The organism is Hungatella sp. (assembly GCF_046966825.1).
Genome location: NZ_JBKVCZ010000035.1, coordinates 40,792 through 52,692, shown reverse-complemented (window position 1 = coordinate 52,692; position 11,901 = coordinate 40,792). Strand labels below are relative to the sequence as shown.

18 protein-coding genes are annotated in these 11,901 nt (G+C 46.3%); 2 read left to right on the top strand and 16 right to left on the bottom strand.

What is annotated here, in order from left to right:
* Positions 1-174 precede the first annotated feature (174 nt).
* The 9 genes from ACLTD4_RS13245 to ACLTD4_RS13205 all read right to left on the bottom strand — a co-directional run bounded on the left by ACLTD4_RS13245 (position 175) and on the right by ACLTD4_RS13205 (position 4,027).
* Complete coding sequence (locus ACLTD4_RS13245) at positions 175-534, bottom strand: hypothetical protein (protein WP_040417312.1); 360 nt, start codon at positions 532-534, stop codon at positions 175-177.
* Positions 535-595: 61 nt separating this feature from the next.
* Positions 596-910: a hypothetical protein gene (locus tag ACLTD4_RS13240; protein ID WP_007868872.1), complete on the bottom strand. Its 315-nt coding sequence runs from the start codon at positions 908-910 to the stop codon at positions 596-598.
* Between the two features lie 180 nt (positions 911-1,090).
* Positions 1,091-1,558 carry a hypothetical protein gene (locus ACLTD4_RS13235; protein ID WP_007868874.1) on the bottom strand — a complete coding sequence of 156 codons (468 nt, stop codon included), beginning with the start codon at positions 1,556-1,558 and terminating at the stop codon, positions 1,091-1,093.
* Positions 1,559-1,606: 48 nt separating this feature from the next.
* Complete coding sequence (locus tag ACLTD4_RS13230) at positions 1,607-1,831, bottom strand: hypothetical protein (RefSeq protein ID WP_007868875.1); 225 nt, start codon at positions 1,829-1,831, stop codon at positions 1,607-1,609.
* Between the two features lie 143 nt (positions 1,832-1,974).
* Entirely contained in the window at positions 1,975-2,205 is a 231-nt protein-coding gene (locus ACLTD4_RS13225) for a hypothetical protein (protein ID WP_007868878.1), read from the bottom strand.
* Positions 2,206-2,237: 32 nt separating this feature from the next.
* The gene (locus ACLTD4_RS13220) at positions 2,238-2,447 is read right to left on the bottom strand and encodes a hypothetical protein (protein WP_007868901.1); all 210 of its coding nucleotides are present in this window, start codon (positions 2,445-2,447) and stop codon (positions 2,238-2,240) included.
* A gap of 1 nt (position 2,448) precedes the next feature.
* The gene (locus ACLTD4_RS13215; protein ID WP_007868904.1) at positions 2,449-2,868 is read right to left on the bottom strand and encodes a hypothetical protein; all 420 of its coding nucleotides are present in this window, start codon (positions 2,866-2,868) and stop codon (positions 2,449-2,451) included.
* A gap of 1 nt (position 2,869) precedes the next feature.
* The gene (locus ACLTD4_RS13210) at positions 2,870-3,121 is read right to left on the bottom strand and encodes a hypothetical protein (RefSeq protein ID WP_006781058.1); all 252 of its coding nucleotides are present in this window, start codon (positions 3,119-3,121) and stop codon (positions 2,870-2,872) included.
* A 588-nt stretch (positions 3,122-3,709) separates the two neighbouring features.
* On the bottom strand, positions 3,710-4,027 hold the full coding sequence (locus ACLTD4_RS13205) for a DUF6431 domain-containing protein (protein ID WP_081034798.1): 318 nt from the start codon (positions 4,025-4,027) through the stop codon (positions 3,710-3,712).
* 131 nt (positions 4,028-4,158) lie between these two features.
* Between ACLTD4_RS13205 and ACLTD4_RS13200 the strand changes: the two genes are divergently transcribed.
* The gene (locus ACLTD4_RS13200) at positions 4,159-5,409 is read left to right on the top strand and encodes a tyrosine-type recombinase/integrase (RefSeq protein ID WP_006781060.1); all 1,251 of its coding nucleotides are present in this window, start codon (positions 4,159-4,161) and stop codon (positions 5,407-5,409) included.
* A gap of 122 nt (positions 5,410-5,531) precedes the next feature.
* Here ACLTD4_RS13200 and ACLTD4_RS13195 read toward each other — a convergent pair whose 3' ends face one another.
* Together ACLTD4_RS13195 and ACLTD4_RS13190 are read right to left on the bottom strand one after the other, a co-directional pair.
* Complete coding sequence (locus tag ACLTD4_RS13195; RefSeq protein ID WP_117623431.1) at positions 5,532-6,542, bottom strand: GGGtGRT protein; 1,011 nt, start codon at positions 6,540-6,542, stop codon at positions 5,532-5,534.
* 84 nt (positions 6,543-6,626) lie between these two features.
* Positions 6,627-7,319, bottom strand: coding sequence for an iron-sulfur cluster assembly scaffold protein (locus ACLTD4_RS13190; RefSeq protein WP_002602846.1), 693 nt, complete (start codon positions 7,317-7,319; stop codon positions 6,627-6,629).
* 213 nt (positions 7,320-7,532) lie between these two features.
* Here ACLTD4_RS13190 and ACLTD4_RS13185 point away from each other — a divergent pair, with 213 nt between their 5' ends.
* Positions 7,533-8,000, top strand: coding sequence for a TspO/MBR family protein (locus tag ACLTD4_RS13185; RefSeq protein WP_117623432.1), 468 nt, complete (start codon positions 7,533-7,535; stop codon positions 7,998-8,000).
* Between the two features lie 15 nt (positions 8,001-8,015).
* On the opposite strand, the gene ACLTD4_RS13180 is transcribed toward ACLTD4_RS13185, so the two are convergent.
* From ACLTD4_RS13180 to ACLTD4_RS13160, 5 genes are all read right to left on the bottom strand, one after another.
* The gene (locus tag ACLTD4_RS13180) at positions 8,016-8,171 is read right to left on the bottom strand and encodes a hypothetical protein (protein WP_181988676.1); all 156 of its coding nucleotides are present in this window, start codon (positions 8,169-8,171) and stop codon (positions 8,016-8,018) included.
* Positions 8,172-8,173: 2 nt separating this feature from the next.
* Entirely contained in the window at positions 8,174-8,410 is a 237-nt protein-coding gene (locus tag ACLTD4_RS13175) for a hypothetical protein (RefSeq protein ID WP_117623433.1), read from the bottom strand.
* A gap of 79 nt (positions 8,411-8,489) precedes the next feature.
* Positions 8,490-8,690 carry a hypothetical protein gene (locus ACLTD4_RS13170; protein ID WP_412331354.1) on the bottom strand — a complete coding sequence of 67 codons (201 nt, stop codon included), beginning with the start codon at positions 8,688-8,690 and terminating at the stop codon, positions 8,490-8,492.
* Entirely contained in the window at positions 8,602-10,428 is a 1,827-nt protein-coding gene (locus ACLTD4_RS13165) for an FAD-dependent oxidoreductase (protein ID WP_412331353.1), read from the bottom strand. The genes ACLTD4_RS13170 and ACLTD4_RS13165 overlap by 89 nt, the downstream gene beginning before the upstream one ends.
* Positions 10,429-10,512: 84 nt before the next feature.
* Positions 10,513-11,901 (bottom strand): FAD-dependent oxidoreductase (locus ACLTD4_RS13160; RefSeq protein WP_412331352.1); only part of this gene is annotated, 1,389 nt, incomplete at its 5' end.

Genomic DNA, 11,901 nt, shown 5'->3' with positions numbered 1-11,901 from the left:
CGTAAGTTTTGAAATTTTCTTTTCTTAACTTACACACTTTATTTTACACTCTCCAATCTTCGAATTCTTCTTTGTTTCTAAACTCTCGATAATCCTCGACTCCTGATCGCTTATACGTTATTTTAATCATAAAAGTCACTCTCCTTTCACAATAGGAGATGTAATTTTAGCGGACTAAATATTTCTCCTGTCAAAAACAGTCTCCCATCGTTCCCTCTTAATCGGCTTCATTTTTAAAGCCCACATAATCTGACGAAGTGTCACAGTGGGATAAAGCCCGTCCGTAGCCATTCCGGAATGTGTATCAAAGTATTCTTTAAAACGAGGATGCAAATATAAATCATCCGTAATCCATGGGTCCACGTCTCCCCACCAGGTACTCTTTGTTTTCTCGTCAAATCTCTGCTGAATAACTGCCAGTCCCTTTTCTCCGATTTGGAACAGCGTGCAGCAATGATAGACTGGATGGTCACAAAAATATACTTTTCCGTACATCGACAAATAGATGTTCGGTTTTTCATAATGGTATCGCATCATTTATTCTCCAAAAAGAAAAAGCATATGCCGAAGCATAGACCTTCTCTTAATAATATTTTTAGTCATCAAATAGCTTACATGACGTTTTGCAATACGGATATGGTCCTCCGCAGGCTCTGCATCCGGCTGGCGGAATATCTCCTTGTTCCATATCGAGCATTTCTTCCGTCCATTCTACTTCTTCATCGGACTCATACTCGTAATCCTCTTCGTCCACCTTTAATCCACACGATGGACAGATATAAATTCCGCATCCAGTCTTCGGATCTTCTGTTTGCCTCATGACGGCTCCACACCGATTGCAAATCGCATATCCGTTATTCAGGTACTCAATCAATTCAATACCTTCGGGTTTGATAATTTTGTAGCTCATAAATATTATCTCCTTTCGTTTTTCGAAAGAACCGCTATTATTGTACGGTTTCTTCCGGTGTACGGTCAAGAGACAAAGAGCTCTTTGTAGCATCTCCTTTCCATAATAGCGTCTGTAAAAATCACGCAAAAACGAAGAGGACATGTGTAAATCACGCCCTCCTCATTTCTGACCGGTTAATTATTTCTTTGTCGGTCTAAAACGATTGAATAATCCTCTGAATGTTGTTGAGGTATAGGTTCCCGTTTCTTCAAACTTGAATCCTTTCCGCATCCAGATACCATAGAACATTATCGGTATGAGAAGTTCTGCCGCTGCAATCCCCAGTTTGAAATATCGATCCTTCACTTGCTCGTCAAGCTGAGAACGCTTATACTGCTCATCCTGTACGTCGGCTTTGATCTGTTCGTCCAACTGAGATTTCTTAATCTCATTCTCCCGGACATTTGCTTCACTTTCCAACGTACGCCGGCTTCGCTTATCCTCTGCGTCCAGCTCACTTTTGGTTTCCTCGATTCTCAAACGGTAGAGTTTTGCCAGATCCTCTATAGCCTTTGATTTCTCTTCGCTACCCGAATCCAGAGAAGATATTGCTTGAATTTCCGCTGCTATCTCCTCATTCAACAATTCTTTGATGTTTTCACTCATTTTAGTTCTCCTTTCGTGAATTCATTAACTGCTCCATAAAAGGACTTGTTATTCGTGCGAAATATAATTTTTGATGTTGACTTTCAAGACTACATATCTTTTCTTATATATCGCATCCGCTCCCTTATGGGACAGCTCCAAAAACAAATAAGGTCCGCTGTCCGGATCGGATTGATCAACCCGCAGCGAACCAACGACATCCCTTCGGAATACCTGTCGTCCGAAGACAATTCCGATAACAATACCAACGATAATGCAAATAACCAGCTCCATATTTTGTTCTTCCTTTCAAAAACCTTTTTCCAGATTTCCCACCCGGGATTTTTTCAAATATCAACATAGCATGTCTTTCGGATACCTTGGTACTGTGTTTTAACCTAGGATAAAAAAGAAAGAGCCATTGCTGGCTCAATCTCTTAAAATTTAGTAACCCCTTCCCGTTCAAATGTTTCTAAAACCTTCGCTGTTAAAGATTCATACTCATCTGGGTAAAACTTTGCTATTGATTTTTGGCACGCCGTGATACCTTTTTGGTAGCTATAACTCGCTAACAATCCAATACCGCAACACGCACATACCCCAGCCGCAAACAGTCTACCAATTTGTTGTTTTCTAATTTTCGCGTTGATTTTCATAAGTTCTTCCATTATGTGTCACTCTCCTTTCACAATAGGAGATGTTATTTCTGCGTTCCTTCGCCCTCATACACGATCTTCTTTCTCATGTCGGACCAGGCAATATATCGCTCTTTCCGACACACGGGGCAATGGAATTTACACACCTTTCCTCCGATATCCACCACCTCTTTGCTGTCCGCCTCCAATCGACTTTGACAATTCGGACAGTTGAAGCGATAGACTTTTTTGACTGCTATGTCTACAATCTTCATTTCAATCCCTCACTTTATTCAGTAACCAGAAGAATCGTCTGTACAAGTTGTAATAAACATCCTTGCAGCATGGAATATTTAACCTAGCTTTCAATATATCGTAGGACCATCCCTCGGTTACTCCTTTTAAAATGTAAGTGGATAACTCTGCATCTGTCGCAATCGCCGCTTGCTCGACCGTCTTCATACGCTCTAAATAGTGAGATCGAGCTTCTGCACATCGAGCAGTCGGATCGCCAACCACCCCGTTCTTTGAAAATACTTCCATATCAGAAGGCCGCCGGCTAAGCCCATCCAGGGCGGCGTATGCTTTCTTCCATATCGGATACTGTAAACAGAAATGCTTCAGTTCATAGTAGCGATGACGTTCAATCCAATATGGATTTTTCTCAGATAATTCCGGGCGAATCGTTGTTCCCATATTAACGCTTCTCTCCTTTCCATAAATATCCGGTTTCTTCCCAGAGCCGCTTCGGAGAAATATAAAAGTTAATGCGTCCATACTTCGAATTCATCTCTTCAATGTTGGTAATCAACTTTCCGTTTCTAGTAGCCTTTCCAATAGGAAGCCATCCGGATATGATACCGGCTCGAACCCAGGAAGCATCTTTCCCATACACCCTGGCAACGACCGCTACCGGAACAGACCCCGGCGCAAATATAATTTCTTCCATTGGCTGTTACCTCCTTTCAACGGCTATTCTAGGATAAGAACCGCAATTTGTTAAAACAACCTCGGTGGCTATTTACATTGACTGAATGAAAAACCACAGTTAGAATGTAAAGTATCGAAAGGAGAACTATTTTTAAAGGGATGGAGGTGATGGTCATTGGTCAAAAAGCAGTACGTCTCTTATTCTAAGTGCTTTAAGCCGAAAGAGGAATCCAAACTTTTACCCGAGTACCTGGTTTTCCTTCTGAAGAATAAAGACACCAAAAAGCCTATGAATTACAGGCAATGCTACACAAAGTAATTCATCACGAGAAGCCGCCACCAACGGCTTCTTTTGATTTTTAACCATTCTCCCCATCCCTTTAAAAATAGTTCTCCAAACGATAAAAAAGAAAGAGCCCTTGTTAGGACTCCATTCTCTTGAAATACAATTTTTGTAGTTTTGCTCTCATTCTTGTCAATTCAATTTGAATCGCTTCTGCCTGACCAAAATTCTTACATCGTAAAAGCATATCCTCGAATATACGAATCTTAGTTTGTAAGTGCTTTTCCTCTTTTGACATCCTGAATCTCCTTTCGATTTTGTCTTTCACAAAAGGAGTTGTAATTCTTGCGAATTCTTCCATCGAGCCATCGTCATCTCGCATGGATAATCTTCATATCCATATGTCTCGCAGGTAATGAATCCCTCTAGTACGCCACGAATCACTTCGGCTTCGTACTGCTTATAAGGGGAAATATAATCCGGCAATTCTCTGCGTATCTGTCCGCAGGAAGGACAACGAAACCGATTTACTTTTACCCATGAAGTTTTTCTTCCTTTAGTCCGAACAATTCTCAATACATTATCGTACCTCTTTAACCTTACTCCGCAATTCCGGCAGGTTAATTCCTCATTGCTAACCATATATCCATCCCTTTAAAAAGTTTAAGTGTAGGAGTTGACAATTCCTACACTATCATATATGATTACTAATGATAAATCAACCTTGCCGCACAAAAATCTCGATTTATAAAATATTTAAGGAGGTATTGAGAATGTTGATAAAATGCCCCGAGTGTGATCTACAGGTTAGCGATAAAGCTACTTTCTGCCCGCATTGTGGCTATCCGCTACAACCCGATATCAAACAACGAAAGCCTCGAAGCAAAAATAACAAGCGAAGGCGACTTCCTAACGGTTTCGGACAGATAAGCGAAATCAAAAATCGGAATCTCAGGAACCCCTTTCGAGCTATGGTCACAGTTGGAAAGACATCCACCGGACGTCCAATATGTAAACCATTAAAACCGGAGTCATATTTTCCAACGTACAATGATGCATATACGGCCCTGGTGGAATACAATAAAAACCCGTATGATCTGGAACCAGATATTACGATAAAGGAACTGTATGAAAAATGGCTCAGTGAATACTTAAAAGATGCATCTGATACTTATATACGTTCTGTAAATTCCGCATGGACATATTGTTCTTCCATATACGATATGCGCGCAAAAGATGTTAGGGCTCGACACATTAAAGGATGTATGGAAGAGGGATTTCGAATCGAAACGAGAGGAAAAAAGAAAGGAGAAAAAATCCATCCATCGCCAAGTACAAAATCCAGAATAAAATCTTTATTTAATACTATGTTTGACTACGCTCTTGAGTATGAAATCGTTCCTATGAATTATGCAAGAACATTTGAAATTTCTGGAGACATTATTGTTGAAATAGAGAAAAACAAGAAAAAACACTTTCCATTTACCGATGATGAAATGAAAGTTTTGTGGCAAAATGTTGATAATGTAAAATTTGCTGATTGGATTCTCATTCAATGTTATATGGGTTGGCGCCCGCAAGAACTCGCTACCTTACGGTTGGACGAGGTCAATTTAGAAAAAAGGTATATGCAAGCTGGAATGAAGACAGAAGCAGGGAAGCAACGGATAGTTCCTATTCATCCAAGAATCCTAAAATTCGTTGAACGTAATTATAAATTTGCAATTTCTATCAATAGTGAATATCTTTTTAATGATAAAGGACAGACACATTCCGGTTCCTGGTCTGTAACGTACGACAAATACGCTAATCGTTTTGAAAAAGTGATTAGTCAATTGAATCTAAACCCGAATCATAGACCTCATGATCCACGAACAACCTTTGTTACGATGGGGAAAAAATCCGGTATGGATGAGTATGCACTTAAAGAAATGGTTGGACATACCATACAAGACATAACAGAATCTACTTATACTGTCCGCGATTTGGAATGGCTGAGAGAAGATATAGAAAAAATAAAATAGCTTGTTTTTAGTGTAGGAATATGGGTGTAGAAGTAGTGTAGGGATAATGTATGAGTTACATACATTTCCCTACTTTTTTCTACTTTTAACAACATCTTAAATCCTTAATTTTACTGGATTTCTTAGAATTTCCCAGCCTTTGCCGCTTCCTCAATAGAAACAGCCACAGCAACAGTCATACCAACCATCGGGTTATTTCCTGCACCGATCAGACCCATCATCTCAACGTGAGCCGGAACGGAGGAAGAACCTGCGAACTGTGCGTCAGAGTGCATACGTCCCATAGTATCTGTCATACCGTAGGAAGCAGGACCTGCTGCCATGTTGTCCGGGTGAAGTGTACGTCCTGTACCACCACCGGAAGCAACAGAGAAGTACTTTTTGCCCTTCTCATTACATTCTTTCTTGTAAGTACCTGCAACCGGATGCTGGAATCTGGTTGGGTTGGTGGAGTTACCAGTGATGGAAACGTCAACGCCTTCCTTCCACATGATTGCAACGCCTTCTGTTACGTCGTTGGAGCCGTAGCAGTTAACTTTTGCTCTTAAACCATCAGAATAGGACTTTCTCCACAGTTCTTTTACTTCGCCTGTGTAGTAATCCATCTCGGTCTCTACGTAGGTAAAGCCGTTAATTCTGGAGATAACCTGAGCGGCATCTTTTCCTAAACCATTTAAGATAACTCTTAATGGTTTCTCACGAACCTTGTTTGCCTTCTCTGCGATACCGATTGCGCCTTCTGCTGCTGCGAAGGACTCATGACCTGCCAGGAAGCAGAAGCAGTCTGTGGTCTCTTCCAGTAACATCTTTCCTAAGTTACCATGGCCTAAACCAACTTTACGCTGATCAGCAACGGAACCCGGGATACAGAAAGACTGAAGGCCTTCGCCGATAGCTGCAGCCGCGTCAGCAGCTTTCCTGCAGCCTTTTTTGATTGCAATGGCTGCGCCTACCGTGTAAGCCCATTTTGCATTCTCAAAACAGATCGGCTGGATTGCCTCTACCTGCTTGTATACATCTAAACCAGCATCTTTAGTGATCTTCTCAGCTTCTTCGATCGAAGCGATGCCATAGCTGTTTAATACGGAATTGATTTTGTCAATTCTTCTCTCATATGATTCAAATAAAGCCATTATCTTGTCCTCCTTGTTATTTGGCTATGTCAAATTCTGCAGATGGAAAACCGGAACTTCTATGTATGACTCCGGCCTGTCCCATTATTCATGTCTTGGGTCGATGATCTTAACAGCGTCAGCAACACGGCCGTACTGTCCTTTTGCTTTCTCCCATGCAGTATTCGGATCGTCGCCCTTCTTGATGAAATCTGTCATCTTTCCAAGGCTTACGAACTGATAGCCGATGATCTGATCGTCAGCATCCAGTGCAATACCGGTTACATAACCTTCAGCCATTTCAAGGTAACGAGGACCTTTCTTTAAGGTTCCGTACATGGTACCAACCTGAGAACGAAGTCCCTTTCCTAAGTCTTCCAGTCCCGCACCGACAGGAAGTCCATCCTCTGAGAACGCACTCTGGGTTCTGCCGTATGCGATCTGTAAGAATAATTCTCTCATTGCTGTATTGATTGCGTCACAAACAAGGTCTGTGTTCAATGCTTCTAAAACGGTTAAACCTGGCAGAATCTCTGCAGCCATGGCAGCGGAGTGAGTCATACCGGAACATCCGATGGTCTCTACCAGTGCTTCCTGAATGATGCCTTCTTTGACATTTAAAGTCAGCTTACATGCACCCTGCTGAGGAGCACACCAGCCAACGCCATGTGTTAAACCGGAGATATCTTTAACTTCTTTAGATTTTACCCATTTTGCTTCTTCTGGGATTGGAGCAGCGCCGTGATGAACGCCCTGTGCCACTGTGCACATCTCTTCTACTTCCTGTGAATAAATCATGTTAAAACTCCTTTCGAATAAGTAATAATTGTGAAAAGTACTTTGTTAAATATATCACATCATACTTAGCTATATTCTCTCACAGAATGTCGAATTTCGCAAGTATTTTTTGGATTTCCCTGTAAAATCAAGGGGGTTGGGAAATCTCCTGATTTATCATTTTTCCTTCCCTCTTACGCATATAATTACTAACCACCTGTCAAAGGAGCTTCTATGAAATCGAAAAATATCAGCGCTCTGCTCATTTCAATCATGATCCCTTTGGCTGTCGGCTCTATTTCCGCGCTTATCAGCGGTAATACGATGGCCTACCAGACATTGATCAGGCCGCCCTTATCACCGCCGGCCTTTCTGTTTCCGGTTGTCTGGACAATTCTGTACCTGTTAATGGGGATCTCCTCCTACATGATCTATGTCTCGGGGGATCCAAACACAGGAAAAGCGCTTAAATACTATGCATTACAGCTTCTTTTCAATTTTGGATGGAGCATCCTGTTTTTTGGTCTCTCCCAATATCTGCTGTCATTTATCTGGCTTATTGCACTGATCCTGCTCATAGCCGTGACGATTTACCAGTTTTATAGAATCTCCCCTCTGGCAGCCTGCTTACAGATTCCATACCTGTTATGGTGTCTGTTCGCCGCATATCTGAATCTGTCTATTTACCTTTTGAATCGATGATCCGTGTTTTGCCGGTTACGAAAACAGGAGAAAAGGGGAACTGCCCCGCCAGTGATGGTAAATCACAGGTATGACAGCTCCCCTTTCTTCCTGCCGCATTTCCTTCGAAGCTTCCGCATCTCCAGTCAGGTCCATGTTCAGGCCCACATTCTGGTTCACGTTAAGGCCCACAGTCAAGCCTCTCCCTCTTTCAATTTTCTGTCCAGCAGCTTTAAAAATGGGAGCATCACCAGTACATAGGTCACAGAGAAAATAATACTTGCAGCGATTGACGCTTTGTTCCGGTGCCGTTTTGGAATTCCCATTCCAAACAGAAACCCGGCAGCACAGACGCAAAGCTTTAACAACGCCACATCACGGATTTTCCAGGACTTTATATATTCGTCCGCAGTATCCAGCCATTGTTTCATCAGCGTGTCCTCCTTCGTGTATTTCTTATATTTCCATTATACCATCAGGGACAGCCATAATCCAATGTTTTTTCCTGGATTAACCGATCCGCACCGCAGTCTCCACCGCCTGCCTCACCGCTTCCAGCGCCTGTGCGGGCTGCTGCGCGTCTCCGATCAGAACCGCCTCCGGATAAGCCTCTTTCAGTTCCTCATAAAGACCTCTGACCGGGCGTGCCCCGCAGGCATAGATGATATGGGTAAAGCCGCTTAAAACTTCCTGTGTGCCACGCCTTTCCACTGTCACCTCTCCGCCGTTTACGGATACCAGCTTTGTGCCTGTCATCATGGTAATCTCCGGCCGGTTCAGCCGTATCATGGCCGACACTTTGTTGTTCACTACCATTCCCGCGCCGATCTCTTCTGCCATCTCGATCATAGTAATATGACAGAATCCGCGTTTCTGATGCATCAGGTACTCCTGGACCCCATCCAACCATACCGCCGCCTACTACCAGGACATTTCCGCCTGGAATGGCCGTCTCTCCTCTCAATACCTTCCATGCAGTTATCGCCTGCTCCGGATCGATTCCCGGTACCGGCGGGAGCATCTCTCCCGCTCCGGTAGCGATAACCAGCGCATCAGGAGAAAGACGGTCAATGACCTCCCTGTCCGCGACTGTATTCCGCCGTACGTCTACAGACAGCCGTTCCAGTTCATGCTCCAGATAGACAATCCATTTGCTCAGTTCCTGCTTATAGGGCGGAATACAGGCAAGCCGCATCTGGCCTCCCAGTTCATTTTCCCGCTCCAGGAGAACGACTTTGTGACCGCGCACCGCACAGGCTCTGGCACAGGCCATGCCGCCGATTCCGCCGCCCACGATCACCACACGTTCCGGCCTTTCCGTTTTCGTAAGCTCCAGCTCTTTCTCCCTTCCTGCCGCCGGATTGATCACGCAGGAGGCCGGATGGCGTTTCGTCTGTTCTCCCACACATCCGATGGCGCAGGCCGCGCACGGTGCGATTCCGTCGTAATCTCCGGCTTCCATCTTTTTTACGAAGTCGGGATCCGCAATCAGGGCGCGGCCCAGTACGACGCCATCCACCTTGCCCGAATCGACCAGATATTCCGCATATCGCGGCTCGCCTATTTTCCCGACCACAAGTACCGGCACTGCCGCCGCCTGCTTCAGCGCTTCCGCCTCCGGAACGTTGACGCCCTGCACCTCCCCGTGGCACGGGATAATCTTATTGCATCGCTCATACTGGGTACCGCCGCTGATTTCAAATGCATCCACGCCGTGACGTTCCAGGATCGGAACGAGGTACTTCATATCTTCCAGCGTATTACCCTGTTCGTCCCGTTCACTTCCCGACATGCGAAGAATAATCGGGAAATCGGGACCGCAGGACTCCCGAATCGCATCCAGGACTTCACACAGCAGGCGTGCCCGGTTGTCGAGGCTTCCGCCGTAACGGTCCGTCCGTTTGTTCCTCATGGGTGATAAAAATGAGCCCAACAGCATATACGCATGGGCGCAGTGCAGTTCGATTCCGTCAAAGCCGGCGCGCTTGGCATCGTATGCGCCTTTTGCGTATTTCTGTATGATCCCTGGAATTTCCTCCAGTGTGACAGCCCTGGTCTTCTGAGCCATGGAATTTAAGTACACGCTGCTGGCCATGGGCGGAATGCCCCGGAACGCGCTGACACTCTCCGGTCCCGGGTGGGTGATCTGCGGGATCACCCTGGCGCCGCACTCATGGATTTTGTCCGTGAAACGGCGGTAGGACGCAATACTCTCTTCATTTCTGAAGCACAACGTGTTGCCCAGATACGGCACATCGGGATCTACCGAGAGCGCGTCAGTGATGATACAGCCTACGCCGCCTCTCGCCCTTGCCAGCCAGTATTCCTGCATGGTCTCATTGACCGTTCCGTCCGGGCTCTCATATCCCAGGGACATGGGCGCCATGAAAACGCCGTTTTTTACGGTCATGGAACCGATCTTTAACGCTTCTAATAATCTGGATTTCATTGATAATTCCTCCTCTTTTCCGTGCAAAACTCTATGCGAAAATCTATGCGAAACCGGCATACCAGCTTCCTCTGCGGCAGCCTTCTATACCAGCCTTGCGGTGTCAAATCCTTCCGCAATCGCGTCAATCGCACGCCTTGCCTGCTTCGCATCTCCGATGACAAAGAAGTCCGCCCCTGCCTTCTCACTGGCTTCTTTCAGCACACTGCTGTCTCTCGAAGCAGACCCCACAGCCAGAACCACGCTGTCACAGTCCACAGTCTCCTTCCCTTCCGGTGTCTCAACCACCACACCGGTCTCATTGATTTCGATGCATCGGGCACTTGTGATGATCCCTACCGACTCACCGACGAGTTTCTGCATCACGGCGATTTTCCGGAGCATTCCCAGATCTTCTCCCGCCTTATCCTTCATCTCCAGCACCTTCACCGGATGCCCGGCCGCCGCCAGCGCATCCGCGGCCTCCAGACCGACCAGCCCGCCTCCGATCACACAGACGCTGCCCTCCGGCTCCACTTCATGCTCCAGCACGGCGTGGGCCTGACAGACCATTTTCTTCCCGCTTCCCGGAAGCTTCAGCTCGATCGGCGCGGAGCCTACGGCCGCGATCACCGCGTCCGGTTTCTCCTCCGTGATAATCTCCGGTGTAAGCGGCGTATGGAAACGCACCTCCGCACCCGACCGCTCCACCAGCCGTCCAAAGGAAATGGCCGCCTGTTTCATCTCTTCCTTGCCCGGAGCCTGGCCCGCCGTGATAAACTGGCCGCCCAGACGGTCTCCCGCCTCAAAAATCACCGGATGATGGCCCCTCATGAGCAGCACCCTGGCCGCCTCCAAGCCGGCCATTCCGCCGCCTGCGATATAGACCCGTTTCGGAGTCTCCGCCTTTGTAAGCTTCCACTCCTCCTCGCGACCCAGACACGGATTTCTCAGACATGTGATAAACGGTCTGTTCCTTAAATCGCAGAATCCGTCGTAGCAGCCCTGGTTGCAGCCGACGCAGTGGATGATGTCCTCTGTCCTGCCCTCCCTCGCCTTGTTGCAGAACTCCGGATCGGCCAGCTGGGCTCTCCCCATGACGACCATATCGGCCTTATCCTCTTCGAGGATGGCTTCCGCCTGCTCCGCGGTGTTGATCCTTCCCACGGCAATCGTCGCCATCTTCGTCTCTCTTCTGATCCGTGCGGCGTTCTCCACATTAAAGCCTCTTGGAATATCGATGGGCGGAACCTCATAAACGGATCCGGCCGTGATGATATTTCCCCTGGATACGTCCAGTACATCCACTCCATTTTCCCCGGCTATACGGCAGAATTCGATGATTTCTTCGATGGTAAGCCCGCCCGGCAGATAATCATCGTGAGCGTCAATACGCATGAACAGCGGCATTTCCTCCGGTATGGCGTTCCGAATCGCCCGGATACATTCAAGTGGGAATCTCGACCGGTTCTCAAAGCTTCCACCGTACTCATC

What these genes read in the sequence shown, in the direction of transcription:
- ACLTD4_RS13225 (WP_007868878.1), bottom strand. Translation starts at nt 2,205, where the DNA reads ATGGAAGAACTTATGAAAATCAACGCGAAAATTAGAAAACAACAAATT.
- ACLTD4_RS13200 (WP_006781060.1), top strand. Translation starts at nt 4,159, where the DNA reads ATGTTGATAAAATGCCCCGAGTGTGATCTACAGGTTAGCGATAAAGCT.
- ACLTD4_RS13195 (WP_117623431.1), bottom strand. Translation starts at nt 6,542, where the DNA reads ATGGCTTTATTTGAATCATATGAGAGAAGAATTGACAAAATCAATTCC.
- ACLTD4_RS13240 (WP_007868872.1), bottom strand. Translation starts at nt 910, where the DNA reads ATGAGCTACAAAATTATCAAACCCGAAGGTATTGAATTGATTGAGTAC.
- ACLTD4_RS13215 (WP_007868904.1), bottom strand. Translation starts at nt 2,868, where the DNA reads ATGGGAACAACGATTCGCCCGGAATTATCTGAGAAAAATCCATATTGG.
- ACLTD4_RS13220 (WP_007868901.1), bottom strand. Translation starts at nt 2,447, where the DNA reads ATGAAGATTGTAGACATAGCAGTCAAAAAAGTCTATCGCTTCAACTGT.
- ACLTD4_RS13210 (WP_006781058.1), bottom strand. Translation starts at nt 3,121, where the DNA reads ATGGAAGAAATTATATTTGCGCCGGGGTCTGTTCCGGTAGCGGTCGTT.
- ACLTD4_RS13165 (WP_412331353.1), bottom strand. Translation starts at nt 10,428, where the DNA reads ATGAAATCCAGATTATTAGAAGCGTTAAAGATCGGTTCCATGACCGTA.
- ACLTD4_RS13190 (WP_002602846.1), bottom strand. Translation starts at nt 7,319, where the DNA reads ATGATTTATTCACAGGAAGTAGAAGAGATGTGCACAGTGGCACAGGGC.
- ACLTD4_RS13235 (WP_007868874.1), bottom strand. Translation starts at nt 1,558, where the DNA reads ATGAGTGAAAACATCAAAGAATTGTTGAATGAGGAGATAGCAGCGGAA.
- ACLTD4_RS13205 (WP_081034798.1), bottom strand. Translation starts at nt 4,027, where the DNA reads ATGGTTAGCAATGAGGAATTAACCTGCCGGAATTGCGGAGTAAGGTTA.
- ACLTD4_RS13230 (WP_007868875.1), bottom strand. Translation starts at nt 1,831, where the DNA reads ATGGAGCTGGTTATTTGCATTATCGTTGGTATTGTTATCGGAATTGTC.
- ACLTD4_RS13175 (WP_117623433.1), bottom strand. Translation starts at nt 8,410, where the DNA reads ATGAAACAATGGCTGGATACTGCGGACGAATATATAAAGTCCTGGAAA.
- ACLTD4_RS13245 (WP_040417312.1), bottom strand. Translation starts at nt 534, where the DNA reads ATGCGATACCATTATGAAAAACCGAACATCTATTTGTCGATGTACGGA.
- ACLTD4_RS13185 (WP_117623432.1), top strand. Translation starts at nt 7,533, where the DNA reads ATGAAATCGAAAAATATCAGCGCTCTGCTCATTTCAATCATGATCCCT.